Here is a 21,911-nt window from a genome sequence, read left to right as displayed (position 1 = left end):
CACAACACACGGCAACATCCGCCGACACGCCCACTATTCAGGTTCCCTGTTACACGATGCTGGGCCAGTGGTCACAAAATTACTGCAAGGCCCTGCATCGCCTTGCCTTCGTTGAATGGGCGGCGAGCCACAACCTGGAACCGAGCAGTGTGACCCTGCGCCACGGTGCCCTGCACACCCGGACACGCGGCAACGGCGCCTCGAAGACCTTTACGCTGGCTTTTGACGCTTCCCCCGATCAAATGACTGATCGCGGGGGCGTTCTGTGCAATCATCGGCGATACCGCGCCCTGCGCCTTACCCGGTAAACGGTGGATCATGTCCCTGAATCCCTACAGCACGGCCCCCGCCTTCTGGCGCGACGAGCAGTTGCCGTTTATCGAGGCGCGCACCATCGCCGACGGGCGCAAGGTCTGCTACACCCGCCACTCCCACGAGCATTTCTCGATCGGCGCGATCACCGCCGGGCAGAGCCTGTATATCCACGGGGCGTCCACCTTCCAGATCAGCGCCGGCACCGTGGTGCTGATGAACCCTGGCGATGTCCACGCCTGCAATCCGATTTGCGACCAGCCCTGGTCGTATCACATGCTGTACATCGACACGGCCTGGCTGACGGACCTGCAGCACCAGCTCGGCTTCAGCACCGACGAAGGCTTTCGCGCCTTTACCGCCACCCATACCCGTGACGTCGTGCTGTATGACGGCCTGATCGAGCTGTATGAAGTGCTGCTGGACGAGCAGGCCGAACACCTGCACAAGCAGAGCGCGGTGGTGAGTTTTTTCACTGAAGTGCAACAACGCCTCAACCCGTCGGCAACACCGGTGCGCGAGGTCAATCACAAGCTGGAACGGGCCGCCGACTACATACGCGAGCATTGCACCGAGGCCTTGAAGCTTGAGGACATTTGCCAGGCGGCCGAGTTGTCACCGTCGTACCTGATCCGCGCGTTCAAACAGTATTACGGCATGACGCCCCATGCGTTCCTGGTCAACCGGCGCATCCAGTTTGCGCGCACCCAGTTGCGCAATGGCGGGCTGATCGCCGACGTGGCACTGGCCGCCGGGTTTGCCGATCAGGCGCACTTCCAGCGCACGTTCAAGCAGCACCTCGCAGCAACGCCGGGGCAATATCGCGGCTGAGTCAGGCCAGTAACAGATACCCCACGCTGGCCACCAGCAACCCCGCCATCGAGCGATTGAACAGGCGCATGCCCCGAGGGTTGCTCAGGTAGCGTCGCAGGAACGTCCCGGCGTAAGCCCAGCACGCCACCGACAGGTAGCAGATCACCAGGTAGATCGTCGCAAACAGCCAGACCTGTTGCGCATCGCCGTCGGCCACGAACAAGCCCATCCCCGCCACACACGCCAGCCACGCCTTGGGATTGAGCCACTGCATGATCGCCCCATAGAGCATCGATGGCGCCGTGGCCGTGCCGTCTGCCTCCAGGCGCCCATCATCCACCGCCAGTTTCCAGGCCATGTACAACAGGAACGCCACCCCGCCCCATTGAATCAATTGGGTCAGCAGCGGCCAGCGCACCAGCACCTCATGCAGCCCCAGGCCAATCAATACCAGCAGCAAGGTAAATCCCAGCGCGGCACCGGCCACATGCTTTTGGCTGGCGGCAAACCCGAAGCGCGCTCCTGAACTGATGGCCACCACATTCACCGGTCCCGGGGTGATGGACGTGGCCAGGGCGAAGGCGGCCATGGAAATGATCAAGCTCATTGCAGTTCCTTTTTGTTGTGCGATATGAGCTGAACCTTAAGGGGCGGACGAATCCAGGTATTGAAGAAAATGCCCCTGGAGAGAAACGACGCAAAACCACCAGTTGAAACCTTTGCTCCGCTAATGCAAAAGACGATTTTATTCCATTGATATAACGCTATTTTTTTCTTTTCAACGGCGGATTTTGATAGGAAAAAATGCGTGTTTTCGACAGCTCGCAGGGTGCTAGAGTCGAGCCCACATCCGTCGGGATGACTTCTCGCTGCACACTGAAAAAGGAATCGCCATGTCACTTCGCTTATTGGCAACCGCCTGCCTTTTGCTGTCTTTCTCTGCGGTTAATGCCGCAGAACGGTGGGAGGCCCTTCCGCCGACCCCGGCACCGATTGCGGGTGCCGAAACCGGCTATGCAGCCGTCAACGGCATCAAGGTCTACTACACCAAAACCGGGCATGGCTCGCCGGTAATCCTGCTGCACGGCGGCCTGTCCAATTCCGACTACTGGGGCAACCAGGTCAAGGCGCTGGCCGCCAAACACACGGTCATCAGCCTCGACAGTCGTGGCCACGGGCGCAGCTCCCGGGACGAAAAACCCTACGGTTACGACCTGATGGCCGATGATGTGGTCGCTGTGCTCGACAGCCTGAAAATCCCCCGTGCCGATATCGTCGGCTGGAGCGACGGCGCCATCATCGGCATCGATCTTGCCCTGCGCCACCCGGACCGAATCGGCAAGGTGTTTGCCTTTGCCGCCAACACCCAGACGTCCGGGGTCAAGGATGGCGTAGAGAAGAATCCGACCTTCGCTGCCTTCATCGAACGCGCCGGCAAAGAGTACGCCAAACTCTCGCCGACGCCGAAAGAGTACGACGCCTTCGTCGAGCAGATCAGCCATATGTGGGCCAGCCAGCCTAACTGGACAGACGCGCAACTGGCGGCCATCAAGACCCCGATCCTGATTGTCGACGGCGACCACGATGAGGCGATCAAGCGTGAACACACCGAGTACATCGCCTCGACCATTCCGGGTGCGGGCCTGCTGATTCTGCCGAACACCAGCCACTTCGCATTCCTGCAGGACCCGGCCCTGTTCAACGCCGCATTGCTGGACTTCCTGGACAGCAAATAAGCTCGCCTACTCCCCGGTCATCCGCTCCAGGCTGTTGCTCAAATGCAGCAGCATGGCGGCTCTGGCCGCGTCCGGGTCCTGGCGGCGGATGGCTTTCAGGATCGCTTCGTGCTCCAGGTTCGCCAGCCGCCCCAGCTCCATCAAATCCGCGTCGCCGCGCTCTTCGGCGTTGATCCGGGTGCGCGGGATCACCGAGTTGCCCAGGTGATAAATCACATCGGTGAAATAGGTATTGCCGGTGGCCTGGGCGATCAGCCGATGGAAGCGCACGTCGGGCTCAACGGCGCTGTCGTTGTTGGCCAGTGAGTCCTGGTAATCATCCAGCGCCTGGCGCATCTGCTGCAGTTGTTCATCGGTACGACGCAAGGCCGCCAGCGCGGCCGCCTGGGTTTCCAGGCCCATGCGCAACTCCAGAATACCGCGCACGCTGGCGGCGGTGTCGTGGGTCAGGTGCAGGCCGTGGCGCTCATCGCGTTCCAATACGAAGGTGCCGACACCGTGGCGGGTTTCCACCAGCCCGGCAGCCTGCAGTTTGGAGAGTGCTTCGCGTACCACCGTGCGACTGACGCCGTACTCGCCAACGATGGCCGACTCGGACGGCAGCTTCTCGCCCGGTGCCATTTGCCCCAGGAGAATCTGCTGGGTCAAGGCGGTGACGATGTCATGGGCAAGGCCCGGAGAGCGCTTGCGCTGAGGTGCCGAGGTTGGGGTTTGCATCAGGAATTCCGTTCAGGGGCGCCTGGCGATACTAGCATTTTTATGCGCACCTACTTGTATGACAACAAACAAATACCTGTAGGAGCGAGTTTGCTCGCGAAAAAACCCACCACACCGTAATTCTCCAACATAACCGCGTAATCGTTGGCGTTTATCGCGAGCAAGCTTGCTCCTACAAAGTGTTGCCATCTCTGAAATTGCAGTTGTATGATGTCTATCAAGTTGTCAGACATCTCCGGCAACCCGAGCCTATCCCCCGCACAACAATAATCAGTGGGAGTTTTACCTCGTGACCCCTTCCAGCCCTGCGACAGCTGCGCCTGCCACCGACCCGGTCCTGGCCCGCGCGATCAAGAAAGTGAAGAGCCACGTGCTCCCGCTGTTCGTGATCATGTTCATCGTCAACTACATCGACCGCGTCAACATCGGCTTTGTGCGTACCCACATGGAACACGACCTGGGCATTGGTGCAGCCGCCTACGGCTTCGGCGCCGGGTTGTTCTTCATCGGCTACGCGCTGTTCGAAGTACCCTCCAACATGCTCCTGCAAAAAGTCGGCGCGCGCATCTGGCTGACCCGCATCATGTTCACCTGGGGCATCACCGCCACGCTGATGGCGTTTATCCAGAACGAAACCCACTTCTACATCCTGCGCTTCCTGCTGGGTGTGGCCGAGGCCGGCTTCTTCCCCGGGGTGATCTACTACTTCACCCGCTGGCTGCCCGGCGTCGAGCGCGGCAAGGCGATTGCGATCTTCCTCAGCGGCTCGGCCCTCGCCTCGCTGATCTCCGGCCCCCTGTCTGGCGTGCTGCTGCAAATCACCGGGCTGGGCCTGCATGGCTGGCAATGGATGTACATCATCGAAGGCATGGCCTCGGTGCTGCTGTGCTTTTTCGTGTGGTTCTGGCTCGACTCCAAGCCCCACGACGCCAAGTGGCTGAGCCTTGAAGAGAAGGACGCACTGGTGGGCGAGATCGACCGCGAACAGCGCGAGCGAGACGCCGCCACCACGATCAAGCCGACCCTGGGCAAGCTGCTCAAGGACCGCCAGATCATGCTGTTCTGCGCCCTGTACTTCTGCATCCAGCTGACGATCTACGCCGCCACCTTCTGGCTGCCGAGCATCATCAAGAAGATGGGCGACCTGAGCGACATCCAGGTGGGTTTCTACAACTCCATCCCGTGGCTGATTTCGATCATCGCGATGTACGCCTTCGCCGCACTGGCGGGCAAGTTCAAGTTCCAGCAGGCGTGGGTCGCTGCCGCACTGGTGATCGCCGCGATCGGCATGTTCCTGTCCACCACCGGCGGGCCGATCTTTGCGTTTATCGCCATCTGCTTTGCAGCGATTGGCTTCAAATCGGCGTCCTCGCTGTTCTGGCCGATTCCCCAGGGTTACCTGGATGCACGGATCGCCGCCGCAGTGATCGCGCTGATCAACTCCATCGGCAACCTCGGCGGGTTTGTCGCGCCCACCACCTTCGGCTTTCTGGAACAGACCACCGGTTCGATCCAGGGCGGTTTGTATGGCCTGGCGGGCACGTCAATCCTTGCGGCGATCCTGGTGTTCTTCGCCAGGACCCTGCCCGGCCCGACCACCAGCAGCGTGCTGCAACCCGCCCCCGTCTTGAGCAAATAAGGACTACACGATGAACACAGAACACCAGCACCACGCCAACGGCGCCCCGGTGGTTACCGGCCTGCAAGTCATCCCGGTGGCCGGCCACGACAGCATGCTGCTCAACCTCAGCGGCGCCCACGGGCCATTTTTTACGCGCAATATCGTGATCCTCACCGACAGCGCCGGCCGTACCGGCGTCGGTGAAGTGCCCGGCGGCGAACGCATCCGCGAGACCCTGGAAGACGCCCGCAGCCTGGTGATCGGCAAGCCCATCGGCCAGTACCAGAGCATTCTCAATGCCATGCGCCAGACCTTCGCCGCACGGGATTCGGCGGGCCGGGGTTTGCAGACCTTTGACCTGCGCATCACCATCCATGCCGTCACGGCGATGGAAGCAGCACTTCTGGATTTGCTCGGCCAGTTCCTTGAAGTGCCGGTAGCGGCATTGCTCGGTGAAGGCCAGCAGCGCGACGCGGTGAAGATGCTCGGCTACCTGTTCTACATCGGTGATCGCCAGCAAACCGACCTGGCGTATCGCAGCGAAGACAATGCCGAAGACTGGTTCCGCCTGCGACATGAGCAAGCCATGACCCCCGACGCAATCGTGCGCCTGGCAGAGGCGGCCAAGGCGCAATACGGCTTCAACGATTTCAAACTCAAGGGCGGCGTACTGCGCGGCGCCGAGGAAATCGAGGCGGTCACCGCACTGGCCGAACGCTTCCCCGATGCGCGCATCACCCTGGACCCCAACGGCGCCTGGTCGCTGAAAGAAGCCATCGCCCTGTGCCGCGACCAGCATCACGTGCTGGCCTACGCCGAAGACCCTTGCGGTGCAGAAAACGGTTACTCCGGGCGCGAAGTCATGGCCGAGTTCCGCCGTGCCACCGGGCTGCCCACCGCTACCAACATGATCGCCACCGACTGGCGGGAAATGGGCCACGCGATCCAGTTGCAGTCGGTGGACATTCCCCTCGCCGACCCGCACTTCTGGACCATGCAAGGCTCGGTGCGAGTGGCGCAGATGTGCCACGAATGGGGCCTGACCTGGGGCTCGCACTCGAACAATCACTTCGACATTTCCCTGGCGATGTTCACCCAGGTGGCCGCCGCCGCACCGGGGGAAATCACCGCCATCGACACCCACTGGATCTGGCAGGACGGCCAGCGCCTGACCAAGGCGCCGCTGAAGATTGTCGACGGGCATATCAAGGTTCCGGCCAAGCCGGGCCTGGGGGTGGATATCGACATGGATGCCGTGGCCCACGCCCATGAGCTGTACAAAGGCATGGGCCTGGGTGCACGCAATGACAGCGTGGCGATGCAGTTCATGATTCCGGGCTGGACGTTCGATAACAAGCGCCCGTGCCTGGTGCGCTGAATAGCCTGCTTCTATGCATTTCTCGCCTTTGATACCTGTCAACGTTGACAGTATCTGACGACACCTGTCGCGCCTAAGATCAGGGCGATCTCACCCCATCAAGGGTGAGCCCGCCCTCAGGAGCGACAACCATGACTCAGAAAACCAATCGCCCCACGCCCACGGCCGAGATTGAAAAGCTCAGCCAACCTTGGATCAACACCGCCACGCCTGCTGCGCGCGGAACACTCACGGCCAAGGTGAACGCCTCAGTTCCGTCATACAAAAAATTCGATGCAGAGATTGTCAACCTCTGGAAAGAATCCCCATCACCCGAGTTCCCTGCGTATTGGGTCTTCAATGGCATACAAGACGAATACGACCCTCCCATCAATGATCCCAAGGTCATCATTGCTGTCAGGATTCTCGAGGGCACCCCGAACGGCGTACACCATTTGGGCCCAGGCAATACCGACGTTGAACTGCGTTATATCCGCCAAACCAGCGGTGTAATCGTCAAAGCCCATCAAGGCACCGTCGAATTTACACTCAAGCCCCACACGCCACACATTGAAGGGACCTTCAACCACTGCAAATTCGAATGGATTGATCGTTTTGGCGATGAGCAAACTGCAGAAATCGGCGATGGGAAATTCAATATCACCGACTCAACCCAGCACTGAAACCTCAGCTGAAAATCATCGAAAAGTGCGCGCCTACCCCGGCGCGCACACCCTCGCCGACCGCCAGCGCTACCGAGCCACCAGCCAGGTTGGCATCTCCACAGGCATACACGCCGGGCACTGTGGTCTGGCGCGTGTCGTTGGTGAGGAGATAAGGCCCGGTCGGTCCTTCGACACATTCACACCCCAACTGCTCGGCCAACGGGCTGGCCATGCGGGTACGGGACATCGTGAAGATGCCGTCCAGGGCGATCACCCGGCCGTCTGCCAATTCGACATCCGCCCGCTCACCGACAATCCGCCGCACCCACTGGCTTTCAACACGAACTGCGCGCCGATCCAACTGCGCCTGCTGCTCGGCATCCGGCACAAATACGCCGTTGGTGAACAGCGTGGTGGTGCCCCAGTCCGGCAGCAGCATCGCGTGATGCATCGCCAACGGTGAAGTCGCCAATACGCCGATGCGGCCCTGATCCAGCTCATAACCGTGGCAATAGGGGCAGTGGAATACATGTTTGCCCCAACGCTCTTGCAGGCCGTCGACCTCGGGCAATTCATCCACCACGCCGGTGGCGAGAATCAAGCGCCGAGCGTTGAACCCACCATTACAGCGGGTTTGCACCCAAAAACCGTCCTGGCTGCGAGTCGCCTCGACGGCCGTGTCTTGCACCCAGGTCACCGTCGGGTACTCCATCAACTGCCCTCGCCCTTCAGCCGCGATCAGCTCCGGCGGCTGCCCATCCTGGCTGAGGAAACCATGGGAGGTGGCCGCAAAACGGTTGCGCCGCTGCCCGGCATCAATCACCAGCACCTTGCGCCGGGCCCGTGCCAGTTGCAGGCCGGCCGACATTCCGGCGTAGCTGCCGCCCACGATAATCACGTCGTAAACCATGAAGATGACCTCTCTGGTGGCCCTTGCAGCGGTTGCCGGGCACTCACGACACACCATAAGTTACATAAAAATACTTCGTCAAGAGTCTCGCAACTCCAATCGTTACGAACGATACTTTCGGGCAGGAAATCCAGAGGCCTGCAGATGAGAAACGACACCCGCCTATCACGCATGCTCCACGTGCTGATCCACATGGGCCGCCATGAAGAACGCGCCACCTCGGAGACCATCGCGCAGATGCTCGGTACCAACGCGGTGGTGGTACGCCGCACTTTGGGCCTGCTCAAGGAAAAGGGTTATGTGCGCTCGGAGAAAGGCCACCAGGGCGGCTGGATGCTGGGCAAGCCGCTGAGCGAAATCACCTTGCTGGACATCCACAACGCCCTGGGCACCTCGTCGATCTTTGCGGTCGGCCTGTCTACCGATCACCCGCAGTGCCTGGTGGAACAGGCCGTGAATGCCGCGCTGAACCAGGCCTTTGATGACGCCCAGGCGTTATTGCTGCAGCGTTTGGGCGAGGTGACGCTGGAGCAGTTGGCGGATGATTTTGATCAACGCTATCAAGTGGCGACGACGCCGGTGCCGTGTGCGTGATACGGTCGGCTCCCCCTTCTGAAGGAGTCAGGATATGCCAGCGCTGCACTACGACGTAGCCGTGATCGGACTCGGCGCCATGGGCGCTGCCACGCTCTATCAACTGGCCCGGCGCGGGGTTCACGCCATTGGCATCGACCGCTTTGCGCCACCCCATGACCAGGGTTCCAGCCATGGCGACACGCGCATCACCCGCCAGGCCGTCGGCGAAGGGGCGGCCTATGTGCCGCTGGTGATCCGCTCGCAACAGATCTGGCGCGAGCTGGAAGCCGAGCTGGATGTGAGCCTGTTCGAGCAATGCGGCGTGCTGGTCATGAGCAGTGGCGAACCCGCCGCTCCACAGCACGGTATCGCGGACTTCACCCGCCAGACCATCGAGCTGGGCAAGGCCTACGGCATTCCCCATGAGGTGCTGAACGCCGAACAGATTCGCGGGCGCTTTGCGCAATTTGCCGGGCTTGAAGACAATGCCGTGGGCTATTTCGAACCGGGTGGCGGCTACGTCAAGCCTGAGCGCTGCATTGAGGCCCAACTGACCCTTGCCCGCCAACTGGGGGCTGAGACACTGACCGGCGCCGTGGTCAGCCAGCTGCAATCGGACAACGGCGAGGTGACCATCAGCACAGAGACGCACACAGTGCGCGCCGGCAAGGTGATCGTCTGCGCCGGCATGTGGAGCGCCGAGTTGCTCGGCGCCCCCTTCGATACGCTGCTGACGGTGTGCCGCCAGAACCTGTACTGGTTCAAGCTGGCCGAGCCATCGGTATTCCCCCCGAACTCACCCACCTTCATTCTTGCCCACGGGCCGGGCGAGGACGACAACTGCTACGGCTTCCCGCCGATTGCCGGGGAACACAGTATGAAGGTCGCCTGCGAGCAACGTGCTGTCGTGACCACGCCCGAGGCGGTCAATCGACAGGTCAGCCCTGCCGAATCTGACGCCATGTTCAGCGCCCATCTCGCGGGCAAGGTTGGCGGTGTGACTTCTCAGGTACTGAAAACGGCTGTCTGCACTTACACCCTGACACCGGACTACGGTTTCATCATCGACCAGCATCCGCACCTGGAAAACGTGACGGTGGTCAGCGCCTGCTCCGGGCACGGTTTCAAGCACTCGGCCGCGATCGGCGAAGCATTGGCGCAGCAATGCGTGGACGGCAAAAGCGCCATCGACTTGTCGGCGTTTTCGCTGCGCCGGTTCGCCTAACGGCCACCCACCGAACGCCACGCCGCCTCGGCCAGCACCTCGCGGTAAATCCGCGGGCTGCTGGTCGCCCGTCCGGCCAACCAGGCGCGGCAATAGCTGTCGGCCTGGCCGATGATCAGTGACGGCCACAGTTCTGCAGGCAGTTGGTTGAGCTGATCACCACGCCCGGGCAGCGCCAACCACTCCTTGAGCAACCCATTGCGCGACTGGTTGCGGCTTTCCAGCTCGGCAGCGAACGGGCCCTTGGTCACGGCGAAACGCGCGTGGTATTGGAAACGCGCCCACTGCGGCTCGCTGTCCACCCAATCCACATAGCTGTGCACCAGCGCGTAAACCCCCTCCTTCGCCGTGCTTGCTGATTCCAGGTAGCGCGCACGCAATTCGGCCTGATCATCCAGCGCGGTAAAGAACAGCGCGGCGACCAATCCTTCCTTGTTGCCGAAGTGGTGGTAGATGGCGCCGACGCTGGTGTCGCATCGGGCGCGAATCATCTCGATGGTGGTGGCTTCAAGGCCTTGTTCGTTGAACAGGTCGAGGGCGGCCGTGAAGATGTCGCGCTTCAATTCGGCCCTTCGGCCAGGGAAGCAGCGCTGGAGCAGATCCGGGGTTTGCATGCTGAACACGAACTCAATCGTTGAAAGGGATACGTCGGGGCAGCTTGACAGATTTCCCATGGGCAGAATACTGTTCCCTTACAGAACATTATTCTGTAACGGAACAACATTCCGTAAATTCGGATCATCAGCGAGGCAGCACCATGAGTCAGTACCTGAGTATGTTCAACAGCGTCGGCCCCGAAGCGTTCAGCAAACTGGCGTGCCAGATGGCGCCCTACTTCAGCACCATCAACCCACTGATCACCCAGTTGCGCCCGGGGTTGGCGGCGGTGGAAGTGCCGTTCAGCAAGGCCGTCACCAACCACCTGGGGACGGTGCATGCGATCGCCATGTGCAATGCTGCGGAACTGGCGGCAGGGACAATGACGGATGTGTCCGTGCCAACTGGCGCGCGCTGGATTCCCAAGGGGATGACGGTGCAATACCTGGCCAAGGCCAAAAGCAGCGTTACGGCAACGGCCAATGGCGAGGGGATTGATTGGCAGACGGCGGGCGACAAGATAGTGCCGGTGGACATGCTCGATGCGGAGGGGAAGTTGGTATTTACCGCGCGAATCACCATGGACGTAAAGCTGGCCTGAAGGCCGTCGCAGGAGCCGGGCGGCTCCTGCTTTTACAACCCGCAGTTGCCGGGAATCCGCTCTGCGGCAAACGCCTTGCGCACAAACGGCGTCGAATCCGCCAGCGAACCATTGACCGTGGCCGAGTGATCAAGCTCGGGGTAGAAATGCCATTCGATCCGGTCCCCCGCCTTGCACGCGTCCCTGACCAGGGCCTTCTGCCCGGGCACAAACACGTCCTGGTCCTTGCCCCCGGTGCCGATGAAAACCGGAATATCGGTCTTCAGCGTCGGATACGCCGACTCGCGGTAGACCTTGTCGAGAGCCGCTTTCGGCGAGCGCTTGAAGCTGTCATTGAAGGTCAGCCCGTCGGCGACCACCCGCTGCTCGATGGCATGCAAGCAATCACGCTGGCTGATCCCGAACGCCGGCATTGCGCGCGCGCTCAAATAGTCGGCGGGATTGAACGAAGGATCAAACAACGTGGCCGTGCCGAGGCGCAGCAGGTTGTAGGCGAAGGTCGGTACCACCGAGCTGCGGGCTTTTTCCAGCTCGGCACTGTCTCCGGTTTTATGGGTCGCAGCGTAAGGCGTACCGGTGGCGACAACGCCGACGATGTTCAACTCCGGCGCATAGTCCTTGGCATAGACCGCCGTGGCGAAGGCGGCACGCCCACCCTGGGACTGGCCGAACACCACGACACGTTTGGAGAGCTCAAAACCACCGCCCATCACCGCACGGATGCTGTCGAGCACGCCATACGCCAGCGGGCTGGTCAGCCCATATGGATGCAGGCCCGGCGTGCCGAGCCCTTGGTAATCGGTGGCAACGACGGCGTAGCCTTGCCCCAGCCAATAATTGAGATAACGCGTGTCCCGCGGGCTGCGGCGGGTGAACGAGGGCGCGCAAACATCAGCGCTGCCCACCGTGCCATGGGCCCACGCCATCAGCGGCCAGCCACCCGACGGCGGCGTGCCCTTGGGCAGGAACAGCGCACCGGAGACAACCACGTGTTTGCGGGGGTCGATGCCATCGGTGGACGTGTACAGGATCCGGATATTCTGCCCCGCCTCGGCCAGGCTTTGCGCGGCCGTCAACGGCTCGCTGCGCAGCATCTGCCCGGGCGATGCGGGCATCTTGTCGGCCCAGGTATAGAACGCGGGAACACCACCGTCACCGACCGGCGTTTGCGCAGCACTCGCACCACCGCATCCGGCCAACAACACCGCCAGCACCACCGACAACCGACGCGACATCACCAGCCCTCTTTCAACATCCGCAATTCAAGATACTGCAACAGCATGATGGTCTTGCCGTCGACGATCTCGCCACTTTGCACCATGGACAACGCGGCCTCAAACCCCAGCTCCAGCACCTCGATATCCTCGCCTTCTTCTTCCAGCCCGCCGCCATCACTGACCCGGTCGCCCGACTGATATTCGCCGATGAAAAAGTGAATGCGCTCGGTGACGGAGCCCGGGCTCATGAAGGCCGAGTAGATTTTTTCCACGTGGCCCACGCGGTAGCCCGTCTCTTCCTCGGCCTCCAGGCGAATGCGTTCCTCGGGGCTGGCGTTGTCCAGCAGGCCGGCGGCGGACTCGATCAGGTAGCCGTGGTAGCCATTGACGAAAGTGGGCATGCGGAACTGGCGAATCAGCAACACCGTGCGCTGCTCGCGGCTGTACAGCAGGATGGTCGCGCCATTGCCCCGGTCATAGATCTCGCGGGTCTGGGACTGCCAACTGCCGTCGCGGCGGCGCAGGTCGAAGGTGTACTTTTTCAGCACGTACCAGTTGTCCGAGAGCAGTTCTTCGGTGTGGATGCGAACGGGGCTGTTGTCCATGGTCGAGCCTTTAATCGGAAGGGTGTCGAGCATGTCCTCCTGCCTTGCGCATCGTCAAGTTCAAGCCAGTGTGAGGGCACCCGCAAATCATTGTGCGCCGGGATCTGGATGCGCCTTTATCCGGGTCCAGGATGCTGCTACTTGCTCGGCGGTCGAGGCCTTGGGCCGCGCCAGATCAACCGGGTAACTGACACCCGGGTTTTCAACAAAACGCGTGGCAGTGAACCGCCCGTTACTGGCCCGCAGGATGTAACCGCTGTCCTGGCACTGCGCCGAGGCCAGGAAGACTACGCCGGGGGTTACCGATTCCGGCTTGAGGTTGCCCGGCTCGCCGGTCACGCCCCACATGCGGGTCTTGGCCACGGGCGAGATGGCATTCACCAGGATCCCCGCCTCGGCCCCTTCCCCGCTCAACGCATTCATGATCCCCAGTTGCGCCATCTTGCCGGCGCTGTAGGCCACCAGGCCCGGCTGGGCATATTGCGTGTACATCGCGCGGTCCGAGGTGGTGAGCACGATGCGCGGGGCAGCGGATTGCCTGAGGTAGGGCCAGGCGTGTTTGCCCAGCCAGATCGGCGCGTAGACATTGATGTCCATGGCCCTACGGATAAACGCCGCGTCGGCGGCCTCGATGGGTTGATAACCGACCCAGCCGGCATTGTGGATCAGGATGTCGAGCTGCCCGAAATGGCTGATGGCGCACTCGATCAATGCTCGACAACCCGCTTCACCCGACAGGTCGGTTGCGTGGCCGACCACCTGCAGCCCCTCGCCCTGAAGCGCCAGCGCGGCGGCCTGCACCACCTGTGGGTCGGCCCCCTCGCCCAGCGTGTCGGCGCCGATATCACTGATCACCACTTGCGCCCCCAGACGCGCCAACTCCCGCGCATAGCTGAAGCCCAGGCCCCGGGCGGCGCCGGTCACGATTGCGGTTTTACCTGTAAAGTCCATCGTTGCGTTCTCCTGATAGGCACTCCACCCTAACAACCGCTGACCGTCCTGTTTAATACTGAAAAACAGCGATGTTGATACCTGCGCCATATCAGCTCCTCTATCTGAAGGAACAGACCAGATGATCGAAACCCGCCTGCTGCGCCAATTCATTGCAGTGGCCGAAGAGCTGCACTTTCACAAGGCCGCGCTGCGCCTGCACATGGCGCAGCCCGCGTTGAGCCAGGCGATCAACCGGCTGGAAGAGAAGCTGGGGTTTGCCCTGCTGGAGCGTGACCGGCGCGGGGTGAAGCTGCTGCCCGCTGGGGCAGCATTTCTTGAGACGGCGTACACCGTCCTCGGGCAATTGCAGCAAGGCGTTGAACACACCCGGCAAGTGTCCGAGGGCGTCGCCGGCACACTCACCCTCACCTCGGTGTCGATTGCCGGTTATCCGTGGCTGCTCGATACCCTCAGGCGGTTTCGCCTGACGTTTCCCAAGGTCCGGTTGGTGATCAAGGAAATGCCTTCGGCCAGTCAGGCCAAGGCCCTGGCAAGTGGAGAGGCCGATATCGCCTTTTTGCGCTACCTGCCGGGCCAGGCGGATAACATCGAATCCAGGCTGTTGCTGGATGAGCCGATTCTGATGGCGCTGCCGATGGACCACCCCAACGCCGGTGATGCCGTTATCGAGCTGAAGGTTTTTGCCAACGCCGACTTTGTGTTCACCCCACAAGCACTGGGCAGCGGCTATCACCATCAGTTGATCGGCTTGTGTGAGGCGGCGGGTTTCTATCCGCGCGTGGTGCAGGAAGCCGATCAATTGCACACGCTGATCGGCCTGGTAGCTTGCGGGTTTGGCGTGGCGCTGGTGCCAGCGTCGATTGCCCGTTCGATGAACAGCGACAAGGTAGTGTTTCGTCCCCTTGCCGCCGAATCTTCCAGCATCGGGCTCTACCTGAACTGGAACACCGACAATCCTTCGCCGTTAGCCAGGCAGTTCTTCTCACTGCTGGAAAGCACGCTGTAATACTTTGCAAGCAATGCCCGGTGACGGCGGTCTAAATATTTCCTGCGCGGCCGGGGCATCTGTTAAAACCCGTGCTTCGCCTCTGTCCTGGAACCTTCATGTTTTCACGTTTTCTGTCCCGCCTCGGCCTGCGCTGGTTTCCCTTGTTGTGCATGGCCGCCGTGATCATTGGCCTGCCGGTGGGTTGCGCCGTGCTGCAGCACAAGGAGCGCGAATTGCTGTTTCGCGTCGAACCGGGCACTGCCAGTTGGTACAGCGGGTTGCCCCGTGACGTACAGGAATTCGACCTGAAACCGTCGAGTTTCAAATCCGGGCAAAACATTCACGGCTGGTGGTGGCCGGCAGCCCGGAAAGATGCGCCCGCCATTCTCTATTTGCACGGCGTACGCTGGAATCTCACCGGCCAGTTGTTTCGCATTGAACAGCTGCGGGCCCTGGGCTTCTCGGTACTGGCCATCGACTACCGCGGCTTCGGCCAAAGCCAGGGCGACCTGCCTTCCGAAACCAGCGTGTACGAAGACGCACGCATAGCCTGGGAACGCTTCCAGGTGCTGCAACCCGACCCCGCCAAGCGCCTGATCTACGGGCACTCCCTGGGTGGCGCGGTGGCCATCGACCTGGCGGCCGAACTGGGCAAGCAGGCGGCGGATAACCATGAGCCGCCGCCGGTGCGCGGGCTGGTGATCGAATCCACGTTTACCTCATTGGCGGACGTGGCTACTGCGGTGGCTAACACCTCGCTGCCGGTGCGCTGGCTGCTGTCGCAGAAGTTCGATTCCATCGACAAGATCGCCGACATCCACATGCCGTTGCTGGTGGTCCACGGGCTTGCCGATGCCTTTGTGCCACCGCGTTTCAGCCAGCAATTGTTTGATGCCGCGCAAGAGCCCAAACGCTTGTTGCTGGTGCCGGGGGCGACTCACAACGACAGCATGCGCCTGGCCGGCAGCCGCTATCGCCAGGCACTGGACAGCCTGATGCAAACGAAGCGGCCAGCACAGGTCGCCGGGCCCTCCAACCTGCACCCGGACAACTCGTAAATCTGCATTCCGGCACCGGTTTCTCCGGTGCCTGTCAAGGCGCAAAGCCTGCCCATACTGGCTATAAACAGCGACTGATCAAATATTAACCGCGGGTTAAATCGCCATACCCGCCGGGCTCAAGGGAAGTTATCCACAGAGATACCCACGGTTTTCGTGGACAACTCTTTTTAATTTTTTACGATTTTTTTGCTCAATAACTTCCTGCTGGAACGGTCCCGGGCAGCAAATCTCCTGCATCTCCAAACGCACCCATGCCGTCAAAATGCGGCCACCCATTGCGTTTAGTCCACAGCCTGATTAATCTCGCATAAACACGCAATAACGAGCATAAACATGCAAAACACCCATGCCGCCATCGACCTGCCTTCGTTGCGCAAACAGAAAATCCTGTTGCTGCTGGAGCGCGACGGCAAAGTCACCGCCTCGGAATTGGTGGAGCATTTCGCCGTCTCCCAGGACACCATCCGCCGCGACCTTGGCGAGCTCGCCTCCGCCGGTCTGCTGCAACGGGTGCATGGCGGTGCACTGCCGAGGCCCAAAGACACCGGCAAAGATTTCTTCACCCGGTTTGGCGAAACCACCGCGACCAAACGCCACCTGGCGCAACTCGCCGCCGACCGCGTGGAAGACGGCCAGATCGTGCTGTTCGACTCGGGCACCACCACCCTGCAAATCGCCCAGTCCTTGCCGCATGCCATCAGGCTGACCGCCGTCACCCATTCACCGATGATCGCCATCGCGCTGTCCGAGCATCCCAATGTGACGGTGATCCTTGCCGGCGGGCAGCTCAACCCGGTGACCATGGCCGCCAGCGGGCATGAAGCGCTGCGGCTGATCCAGGGTATCAAGGCGGACCTGTTGTTTACCGGCGTGTGTGCACTGCATCCACAGGTGGGCATTAGCTCGCTGCACTTCGAAGAGGTTGCGGTGAAACAGGCTATGCTCGACAGCGCCTCCCACGTGGTGGCCGTCACCCTGGCCGACAAGCTGGGCGCGGTGGAGCCGTTTGTGGTGGCGCCGTGCAGTCGGATTCACACGCTGATTACCGAATGGCATGTGCCGCCGGGCAGTGTCGAGGCTTATGAGTGCCTGGGGCTTGAGGTGATGCAGGTGGATGCGTAACCAGTCGGCCCGGTAGCCCTTTGCAGAGGAATAGACCCATGGTGTTTCCCGTGCTGATCCTGGATGCCCCCAACCCGCCCTTGCTCCATACAGAAATCGAGCAGTGCCTGGCATACGGGCTGGACATCACCCTCAACCTGCACTACTTCGCCGACCCAGACAGCATCAAAATCCACTACGCCGGGCGCATTCGGTTCGTGGACATCAACGGTCACGACACACCGGCCTTGATCAGTGCCGTGGTAACGGCCGCAGGCTACAGCGTCATCAAGACCCGCTTGAACATTCCCCTGGGCGCCGCGCTGATCAACGCCGCTGCCTCGCCCGATTTGGGCAGCCCTTTGCAGGCCATCGCCCAGGCGGGAGTTGGGGTAAACCATATCGATTTGCACGCCGCCGCCGAGCGTGGCGTGACCGTCCTCAATACCCCAGGCTCCAACGCGACGGCTGTGGCCGAATATGTGCTGGCACAAACACTGTTCCTGTCCCGAGACCTTAATCTCTACAACGCCAAGACTCAGCAAGGCCAATGGTCAAAAGGCCTGCTCGCACCTGCTTTGCAAATCGCCGAGTTGACGCTGGGGCTGGTGGGCGCGGGCAGAATCGCCCAGGCGGTGGCCCATAAGGCCCAGGCCCTGGGCATGAAGGTGATAGTCACCGGCTCCGAGCGCTTCACCCCATCCGTCGCTGCGAGCCTGGGCCTGCAATGGCGCGCCACCCTTGGCGAGTTGCTGGACGAAGCCGACGTGCTGTCCATTCACACACCCCTCACGGCGCTGACCAAAGGCTTGTTCGACAGCACCGCGTTCAGCCGGATGAAACCGGGGTCGATCCTGATCAACACGGCTCGTGGCGGCATCGTCGACGAGGGCCAGTTGGCACTGTTCATGAAGCGCTTTCCCGGCCATATCAAGGGCGTCGCCATCGATACCTTTGCCAAGGAAAAAGATCAGTTCGACTCGCCGTTGACTGGCGTCGCCAACGCGATACTCACCCCGCATATTGCCGGCAACACACGCACGGCAATCATCCAGGCGTCAACGCAGATCGTTGAGCAGATTCATGCCTTTCGACAGACAATGCTTGAAGGTTAAGGGCATCGGCATCAGAACAACACTGACGCCGCATCCCTCATGAAAATCTCCACGGTCTTCGGTCCGACACCCTCGAATTCGTTCAAGCGCTTCTCGAACGCCTGGCGGTCGGTGCTGGCGTCGTGGATATGGCTGATCTTGCCCGCGTACTCCGCGTTCAACTTGCTGCTGAGGTCCAGTAGCCGCTGCGCGGTGGTTTCGTCGTAACGCACGTAATGCGCCTCGCCGAGCATCGCCACCAACTCGCGGGAAGTGCAATGCTGCAGCTTGCGCGGCGTGTCCCGGCCATGCTTCACCACAATCACCTGATAAGCCTGCGCGGCGATCTGCGCCTGGATGCGCTTGCCCATCAGGAAGCTGGCGACAAACCACTTGAACAGCGCGCTGTCGTCACCGGGGCGCAGTTCGATCCCCAATTCACTGGCGCTGATGGATCGGCCCATGACTGCCTCCGCCTCTCACTGGCCCAGCTTGCGCTCGACCTTGGCGGCCTGCTCATTGATGCGGTCGGTTTGCCGTTGTGTGTCCTTGATGGACGTCGGCGTGATCACCTTATCGACGGTTTCGGTCGTGGGGTTGGGCCGCTGCAAGGCACTGTCCTGCTCATCAACCTGGCGCCCTTTCTGCGCCTGTTCGGAGCTGATTGCATCGGGAGTTTTGTCGGCGTTTTTTGCGGTGCCCATGGGGTGTTCCTCCTGTTGAAAAGCTAACGCTCCAGCGCGGAGCCGTTATGCAGCAGAGCCCATGATTTTTCGATAGTTCAAGGAAATTGAACCGGGAGCAGCCCCGGGAAATAAGCGCAAATTAATTTAAACCTTTTGCTCAGGCGCCCGCTCAACAGTCCGGTAGCAGCATTCGCACACCCTACTCAGGAGACACTCGACCATGAGTTCGCAACTGCACGGCAAGAAAATTCTGATCATCACCTCCAACACCGGTATCGAGCGCGACGAGTTGCTCAACCCCCTGGAAACCCTGCGCGGTTTCGGCGCCACGGTGACCCACGGTTCCAGCAAGGGTGGCAGCACTCAGACCTTCCTCAAGGACACCGAGAAAGACCGGACCGTGGAGTCCGATGCCAAGCTCTCGGAGCTGAAGGGCAGCGACTTCGATGCACTGGTCATCCCCGGCGGTACCGTCAATGCCGACACTCTGCGCCAGGACAGCGACGCCTTGCGGCTGATCAACGATTTCGTCAAGGCCGGGAAAACCGTAGCTGCCATCTGCCATGGCCCATGGGCGCTGATCGATGCCGGGGTGATCGGCGGCAAGACCCTCACTTCCTATAAAAGCGTGCGCACCGACCTGGTGAATGCCGGGGCGGAAAACTGGGTGGATACAGAGGTAAAGGAATGCCCGGCCAATGGCTGGACATTGATCACCTCCCGCACGCCCGATGACTTGCCGGCGTTCAACCAGGCGATTGCCAAAGCACTGGCGGCTTGACGCGAGCCAATGCAAACAGGCGCCCTCGGGCGCCTGTTTTTTGTAAATTCCGTATCAGCCTTTGCCATGCTCCGTGGCATGGGTCGCCCGGTTCACACCCTTGGGTCCAAACAGCGCCCAGAGGATCAGCCCCAACAGCGGCATGAAGATCAGCACCACCAGCCATAACCCTTTGGTTTCCCAGCCACTGCCACTGCGCAGCACGCTGTTGATCGCCCACAGTTCCAGCAGTACCAGAATCACTGCCAAGCCAATCCAGACATATTCGATTTGCATGATTCATCCTCCTGAGGTCGTATCCATTAGGTCAAGCTACACGCCCGAGGGTTCATTAAAATTGCAGCGGATGGCTCTCGCCCAACGGTTGCGGCAGGCCTGGCGGAACCTTCTAGACTCAATGCAACGTCACTCCCACCCCACGGAGGCCCAGGATGACCGAGCACATCATCCACTTTCACTGCCAGATCGATCAGGGCACCACCGAGCGCTTTCGTGATTGTTGTCTAGATGCGATCGAGCAAGGCGCCAGCTCGTTGCTGCTTAACCTCTCCACCACCGGCGGCAGCACCAATTTCGGCTTTACCCTCTACACCTTCCTCAAGTCCCTGCCGGTGCCGCTGTGTGCGATCAATGCGGGCAATATCGAGTCCATGGGCATCATCATGTTCCTGGCGGCCAATCGCCGGATCACTACGCCCCACTCGCGATTTTTGATTCATCCCATGAACTGGTATTTCAACCAGAACTCCGTCGACCACCAGCGCCTGCGCGAATACCTGTCGAGCCTGGACAACGACCTGGCGCGCTACGTGAAAATCTACGAACTGGAAACCGCCACCGCAGAGACGCACCTGGATATTTTCAAGTGCCTGTCGGCCGAGGAAAAAGTGATTGCCGCTCACGAGTCACTGGCCTACGGGATTGCCCATGAGGTTGAGCAGATTGTGTTTGCAGAAGACATCAAGCACTGGAAAGTCAGCGGAGGATAGGCATTGTTTAATGCATGCCAGAGGCCACGGGACCGTGCAACCTGCACGACCAAAGCCGACACTTACGATCACCAACCTATTGATTTTTAAACAAATAAATATTCAGTTCAACTTGGTACAACTCATGCTGCAGAGCTCTGGATAGGCGGGCACTCCGACCCGCCCTTCTGCTACCCGTGAGGTGTCACCCATGAATGCCATTGATCTTCTCAAGGCCGACCACGAACGCGTCAAAGCCATCTTGAGCCAACTGAGTGAGTCCACTGAGCGCGGCGTCAAGAAGCGCACTGAGCTACTGGCCAAACTGGAGATGGAAATCAGCCTTCACACCCGGCTTGAGGAAGAAATCCTCTACCCGGCTTTCCGCAAGGCGGGGGGCAAGGACCAGGAAATCATGTACCACGAAGCCAAGGAAGAACATCGCACGGTCGACTCCCTGGTATTGCCGGACCTGAAGCAGACCTCCCCGTCCACCACCGAGTTTTCCGGGCGCGTCAAAGTGGTCAAGGAACTGTTGGAGCACCATATCGAGGAAGAAGAAAGCGAGATGTTCCCGCAGGCGAAAAAGCTGCTGGGCAAGGCCTTGCTGGAAGAATTGGGTGCAGAGATGGAAGCGATGAAAGCCGCGCACAAGAAGGCGCTCGGCGCCAAGCCAATGGCTGCTTGATGCCCATTCGTCGCCTGCGGCCAAACTTTTTCAAACTTTGATTTGGCTGGCGGCTTCCCAATTAGGCGACACCATTGATTCACTCATCATTGAGGGTTTTGAAAATGGCTAACAGCGGAAAAACCACCCCAGGGGCTGGTCACAAAGACCAGCAAGACACTCCCCGTAAAAGCGGCGGCCAGGGTTCCGGCGGCAACGTCGCCAATGACCGCGCAAAGGCATCTGAAGCCGGCAAAAAAGGCGGGGCCCAAAGCCACGCGCCAGGCTCCAGGAAGTCTTGATTGAGGCGTTGCCGAAGCCTGGATGTGGTCCGGGCTTCGGTCCTCACCGCAACAAGAGGGATTGAGTCATGAAGACCAGCATTTCCCAAAGGATTGTACTTGCCGCCAGCCTGACGCTCGTACTGTATGCTCCCGCCTATGCAGCCTTCGGCGACAACACCGCCCCGGGTTCGGCTCTGCCGCCAGGCACCTACCCCAGCAGCCCGTCCGGTGGCGACAGCAGTGGCAGCAAGGCCGCCGAAACAAAAGCGCCAGCTCCGTCAAAAACCGTGAAAGGAACGCGCCACAAAGGTTCCTCGACCCAGCATCCCGCCAGCAAGACCGGTAAAAAAGCCGTTCCCCAATCGGGAAGTTGAG

Annotated in this window: 28 protein-coding genes; 17 read left to right on the top strand and 11 right to left on the bottom strand. The window is 60.7% G+C overall.

Going from position 1 to position 21,911, the window contains the following annotated elements; translation table 11 throughout:
- Nucleotides 1–71 precede the first annotated feature (71 nt).
- Complete coding sequence (locus tag HX875_RS03510) at nucleotides 72–320, bottom strand: hypothetical protein (RefSeq protein WP_177041679.1); 249 nt, start codon at nucleotides 318–320, stop codon at nucleotides 72–74.
- Between HX875_RS03510 and HX875_RS03505 the strand changes: the two genes are divergently transcribed.
- The gene (locus tag HX875_RS03505) at nucleotides 319–1,143 is read left to right on the top strand and encodes an AraC family transcriptional regulator (RefSeq protein ID WP_177041677.1); all 825 of its coding nucleotides are present in this window, start codon (nucleotides 319–321) and stop codon (nucleotides 1,141–1,143) included. The two genes, HX875_RS03510 and HX875_RS03505, sit on opposite strands and share 2 nt — an antisense overlap.
- 1 nt (nucleotide 1,144) lies before the next feature.
- Here HX875_RS03505 and HX875_RS03500 read toward each other — a convergent pair whose 3' ends face one another.
- A complete protein-coding gene (locus tag HX875_RS03500) occupies nucleotides 1,145–1,732 on the bottom strand; it encodes a LysE family translocator (RefSeq protein ID WP_177041675.1) in 588 nt (195 codons plus the stop codon).
- A gap of 286 nt (nucleotides 1,733–2,018) precedes the next feature.
- On the opposite strand from HX875_RS03500, the gene HX875_RS03495 reads away from it, so the two are divergent.
- On the top strand, nucleotides 2,019–2,861 hold the full coding sequence (locus HX875_RS03495; protein ID WP_177041673.1) for an alpha/beta fold hydrolase: 843 nt from the start codon (nucleotides 2,019–2,021) through the stop codon (nucleotides 2,859–2,861).
- Nucleotides 2,862–2,867: 6 nt separating this feature from the next.
- On the opposite strand, the gene HX875_RS03490 is transcribed toward HX875_RS03495, so the two are convergent.
- Nucleotides 2,868–3,578, bottom strand: a complete 711-nt coding sequence (locus HX875_RS03490; protein ID WP_177041671.1) for a FadR/GntR family transcriptional regulator — start codon at nucleotides 3,576–3,578, stop codon at nucleotides 2,868–2,870.
- Nucleotides 3,579–3,867: 289 nt separating this feature from the next.
- Here HX875_RS03490 and HX875_RS03485 point away from each other — a divergent pair, with 289 nt between their 5' ends.
- From HX875_RS03485 to HX875_RS03475, 3 genes are all read left to right on the top strand, one after another.
- Nucleotides 3,868–5,217 carry an MFS transporter gene (locus HX875_RS03485; RefSeq protein ID WP_177041670.1) on the top strand — a complete coding sequence of 450 codons (1,350 nt, stop codon included), beginning with the start codon at nucleotides 3,868–3,870 and terminating at the stop codon, nucleotides 5,215–5,217.
- Nucleotides 5,218–5,227: 10 nt separating this feature from the next.
- The gene (gudD, locus tag HX875_RS03480; RefSeq protein WP_177041669.1) at nucleotides 5,228–6,577 is read left to right on the top strand and encodes a glucarate dehydratase; all 1,350 of its coding nucleotides are present in this window, start codon (nucleotides 5,228–5,230) and stop codon (nucleotides 6,575–6,577) included.
- Between the two features lie 131 nt (nucleotides 6,578–6,708).
- The gene (locus HX875_RS03475) at nucleotides 6,709–7,239 is read left to right on the top strand and encodes a hypothetical protein (protein ID WP_177041668.1); all 531 of its coding nucleotides are present in this window, start codon (nucleotides 6,709–6,711) and stop codon (nucleotides 7,237–7,239) included.
- 4 nt (nucleotides 7,240–7,243) lie between these two features.
- On the opposite strand, the gene HX875_RS03470 is transcribed toward HX875_RS03475, so the two are convergent.
- Nucleotides 7,244–8,131 carry an NAD(P)/FAD-dependent oxidoreductase gene (locus tag HX875_RS03470; protein WP_177041667.1) on the bottom strand — a complete coding sequence of 296 codons (888 nt, stop codon included), beginning with the start codon at nucleotides 8,129–8,131 and terminating at the stop codon, nucleotides 7,244–7,246.
- A 144-nt stretch (nucleotides 8,132–8,275) separates the two neighbouring features.
- Here HX875_RS03470 and HX875_RS03465 point away from each other — a divergent pair, with 144 nt between their 5' ends.
- Both HX875_RS03465 and solA read left to right on the top strand, forming a co-directional pair.
- Nucleotides 8,276–8,725, top strand: a complete 450-nt coding sequence (locus HX875_RS03465) for an Rrf2 family transcriptional regulator (RefSeq protein WP_177041666.1) — start codon at nucleotides 8,276–8,278, stop codon at nucleotides 8,723–8,725.
- Nucleotides 8,726–8,759: 34 nt separating this feature from the next.
- Nucleotides 8,760–9,932, top strand: a complete 1,173-nt coding sequence (gene solA, locus HX875_RS03460) for an N-methyl-L-tryptophan oxidase (protein ID WP_177041665.1) — start codon at nucleotides 8,760–8,762, stop codon at nucleotides 9,930–9,932.
- Here solA and HX875_RS03455 read toward each other — a convergent pair.
- On the bottom strand, nucleotides 9,929–10,546 hold the full coding sequence (locus tag HX875_RS03455) for a TetR/AcrR family transcriptional regulator (RefSeq protein ID WP_177041956.1): 618 nt from the start codon (nucleotides 10,544–10,546) through the stop codon (nucleotides 9,929–9,931). The two genes, solA and HX875_RS03455, sit on opposite strands and share 4 nt — an antisense overlap.
- Before the next feature lie 143 nt (nucleotides 10,547–10,689).
- Between HX875_RS03455 and HX875_RS03450 the strand changes: the two genes are divergently transcribed.
- Nucleotides 10,690–11,130: a hotdog fold domain-containing protein gene (locus tag HX875_RS03450; RefSeq protein WP_177041663.1), complete on the top strand. Its 441-nt coding sequence runs from the start codon at nucleotides 10,690–10,692 to the stop codon at nucleotides 11,128–11,130.
- A 32-nt stretch (nucleotides 11,131–11,162) separates the two neighbouring features.
- Here the strand turns inward: HX875_RS03450 and HX875_RS03445 are convergent, their stop codons facing one another.
- From HX875_RS03445 to HX875_RS03435, 3 genes are all read right to left on the bottom strand, one after another.
- The gene (locus tag HX875_RS03445; RefSeq protein ID WP_177041661.1) at nucleotides 11,163–12,365 is read right to left on the bottom strand and encodes an alpha/beta hydrolase; all 1,203 of its coding nucleotides are present in this window, start codon (nucleotides 12,363–12,365) and stop codon (nucleotides 11,163–11,165) included.
- Nucleotides 12,365–12,952, bottom strand: a complete 588-nt coding sequence (nudK, locus tag HX875_RS03440; RefSeq protein ID WP_177041954.1) for a GDP-mannose pyrophosphatase NudK — start codon at nucleotides 12,950–12,952, stop codon at nucleotides 12,365–12,367. Before nudK ends, HX875_RS03445 begins: the two co-directional genes overlap by 1 nt.
- An 87-nt stretch (nucleotides 12,953–13,039) precedes the next feature.
- Nucleotides 13,040–13,903 carry an SDR family NAD(P)-dependent oxidoreductase gene (locus tag HX875_RS03435; RefSeq protein ID WP_177041659.1) on the bottom strand — a complete coding sequence of 288 codons (864 nt, stop codon included), beginning with the start codon at nucleotides 13,901–13,903 and terminating at the stop codon, nucleotides 13,040–13,042.
- A 121-nt stretch (nucleotides 13,904–14,024) separates the two neighbouring features.
- Between HX875_RS03435 and HX875_RS03430 the strand changes: the two genes are divergently transcribed.
- The 4 genes from HX875_RS03430 to HX875_RS03415 all read left to right on the top strand — a co-directional run bounded on the left by HX875_RS03430 (nucleotide 14,025) and on the right by HX875_RS03415 (nucleotide 18,171).
- Nucleotides 14,025–14,912 carry a LysR family transcriptional regulator gene (locus HX875_RS03430; RefSeq protein WP_177041657.1) on the top strand — a complete coding sequence of 296 codons (888 nt, stop codon included), beginning with the start codon at nucleotides 14,025–14,027 and terminating at the stop codon, nucleotides 14,910–14,912.
- 98 nt (nucleotides 14,913–15,010) lie between these two features.
- The gene (locus tag HX875_RS03425; RefSeq protein WP_177041655.1) at nucleotides 15,011–15,952 is read left to right on the top strand and encodes an alpha/beta hydrolase; all 942 of its coding nucleotides are present in this window, start codon (nucleotides 15,011–15,013) and stop codon (nucleotides 15,950–15,952) included.
- A 336-nt stretch (nucleotides 15,953–16,288) separates the two neighbouring features.
- On the top strand, nucleotides 16,289–17,077 hold the full coding sequence (locus HX875_RS03420; protein WP_177041653.1) for a DeoR/GlpR family DNA-binding transcription regulator: 789 nt from the start codon (nucleotides 16,289–16,291) through the stop codon (nucleotides 17,075–17,077).
- A 38-nt stretch (nucleotides 17,078–17,115) separates the two neighbouring features.
- Nucleotides 17,116–18,171 carry an NAD(P)-dependent oxidoreductase gene (locus tag HX875_RS03415; RefSeq protein ID WP_177041651.1) on the top strand — a complete coding sequence of 352 codons (1,056 nt, stop codon included), beginning with the start codon at nucleotides 17,116–17,118 and terminating at the stop codon, nucleotides 18,169–18,171.
- 11 nt (nucleotides 18,172–18,182) lie between these two features.
- On the opposite strand, the gene HX875_RS03410 is transcribed toward HX875_RS03415, so the two are convergent.
- Together HX875_RS03410 and HX875_RS03405 are read right to left on the bottom strand one after the other, a co-directional pair.
- Nucleotides 18,183–18,614, bottom strand: a complete 432-nt coding sequence (locus HX875_RS03410; RefSeq protein WP_177041649.1) for a DNA methylase — start codon at nucleotides 18,612–18,614, stop codon at nucleotides 18,183–18,185.
- A 15-nt stretch (nucleotides 18,615–18,629) separates the two neighbouring features.
- Nucleotides 18,630–18,854 carry a hypothetical protein gene (locus tag HX875_RS03405; protein ID WP_177041647.1) on the bottom strand — a complete coding sequence of 75 codons (225 nt, stop codon included), beginning with the start codon at nucleotides 18,852–18,854 and terminating at the stop codon, nucleotides 18,630–18,632.
- Nucleotides 18,855–19,056: 202 nt separating this feature from the next.
- Here HX875_RS03405 and HX875_RS03400 point away from each other — a divergent pair, with 202 nt between their 5' ends.
- Nucleotides 19,057–19,617 (top strand): type 1 glutamine amidotransferase domain-containing protein, encoded by a 561-nt coding sequence (locus HX875_RS03400; RefSeq protein ID WP_177041645.1) that lies wholly within the window; start codon nucleotides 19,057–19,059, stop codon nucleotides 19,615–19,617.
- A 54-nt stretch (nucleotides 19,618–19,671) separates the two neighbouring features.
- Here the strand turns inward: HX875_RS03400 and HX875_RS03395 are convergent, their stop codons facing one another.
- On the bottom strand, nucleotides 19,672–19,893 hold the full coding sequence (locus HX875_RS03395) for a PLD nuclease N-terminal domain-containing protein (protein ID WP_003207401.1): 222 nt from the start codon (nucleotides 19,891–19,893) through the stop codon (nucleotides 19,672–19,674).
- 155 nt (nucleotides 19,894–20,048) lie between these two features.
- On the opposite strand from HX875_RS03395, the gene HX875_RS03390 reads away from it, so the two are divergent.
- From HX875_RS03390 to HX875_RS03380, 4 genes are all read left to right on the top strand, one after another.
- Nucleotides 20,049–20,606 carry an ATP-dependent Clp protease proteolytic subunit gene (locus tag HX875_RS03390; RefSeq protein WP_177041643.1) on the top strand — a complete coding sequence of 186 codons (558 nt, stop codon included), beginning with the start codon at nucleotides 20,049–20,051 and terminating at the stop codon, nucleotides 20,604–20,606.
- Nucleotides 20,607–20,796: 190 nt separating this feature from the next.
- Complete coding sequence (locus HX875_RS03385) at nucleotides 20,797–21,273, top strand: hemerythrin domain-containing protein (protein ID WP_177041641.1); 477 nt, start codon at nucleotides 20,797–20,799, stop codon at nucleotides 21,271–21,273.
- Between the two features lie 104 nt (nucleotides 21,274–21,377).
- Nucleotides 21,378–21,554, top strand: coding sequence for a general stress protein (locus HX875_RS32700; RefSeq protein WP_256348026.1), 177 nt, complete (start codon nucleotides 21,378–21,380; stop codon nucleotides 21,552–21,554).
- Between the two features lie 68 nt (nucleotides 21,555–21,622).
- Nucleotides 21,623–21,910 carry a hypothetical protein gene (locus tag HX875_RS03380; protein WP_177041640.1) on the top strand — a complete coding sequence of 96 codons (288 nt, stop codon included), beginning with the start codon at nucleotides 21,623–21,625 and terminating at the stop codon, nucleotides 21,908–21,910.
- The last annotated feature ends 1 nt before the right edge of the window (nucleotide 21,911 follow it).

Source organism: Pseudomonas yamanorum, assembly GCF_013386765.1.
In the GTDB taxonomy this organism is placed as follows: Bacteria; Pseudomonadota; Gammaproteobacteria; order Pseudomonadales; family Pseudomonadaceae; genus Aquipseudomonas; species Aquipseudomonas yamanorum_A.
This window is presented reverse-complemented; position numbering and strand designations above follow the sequence as displayed.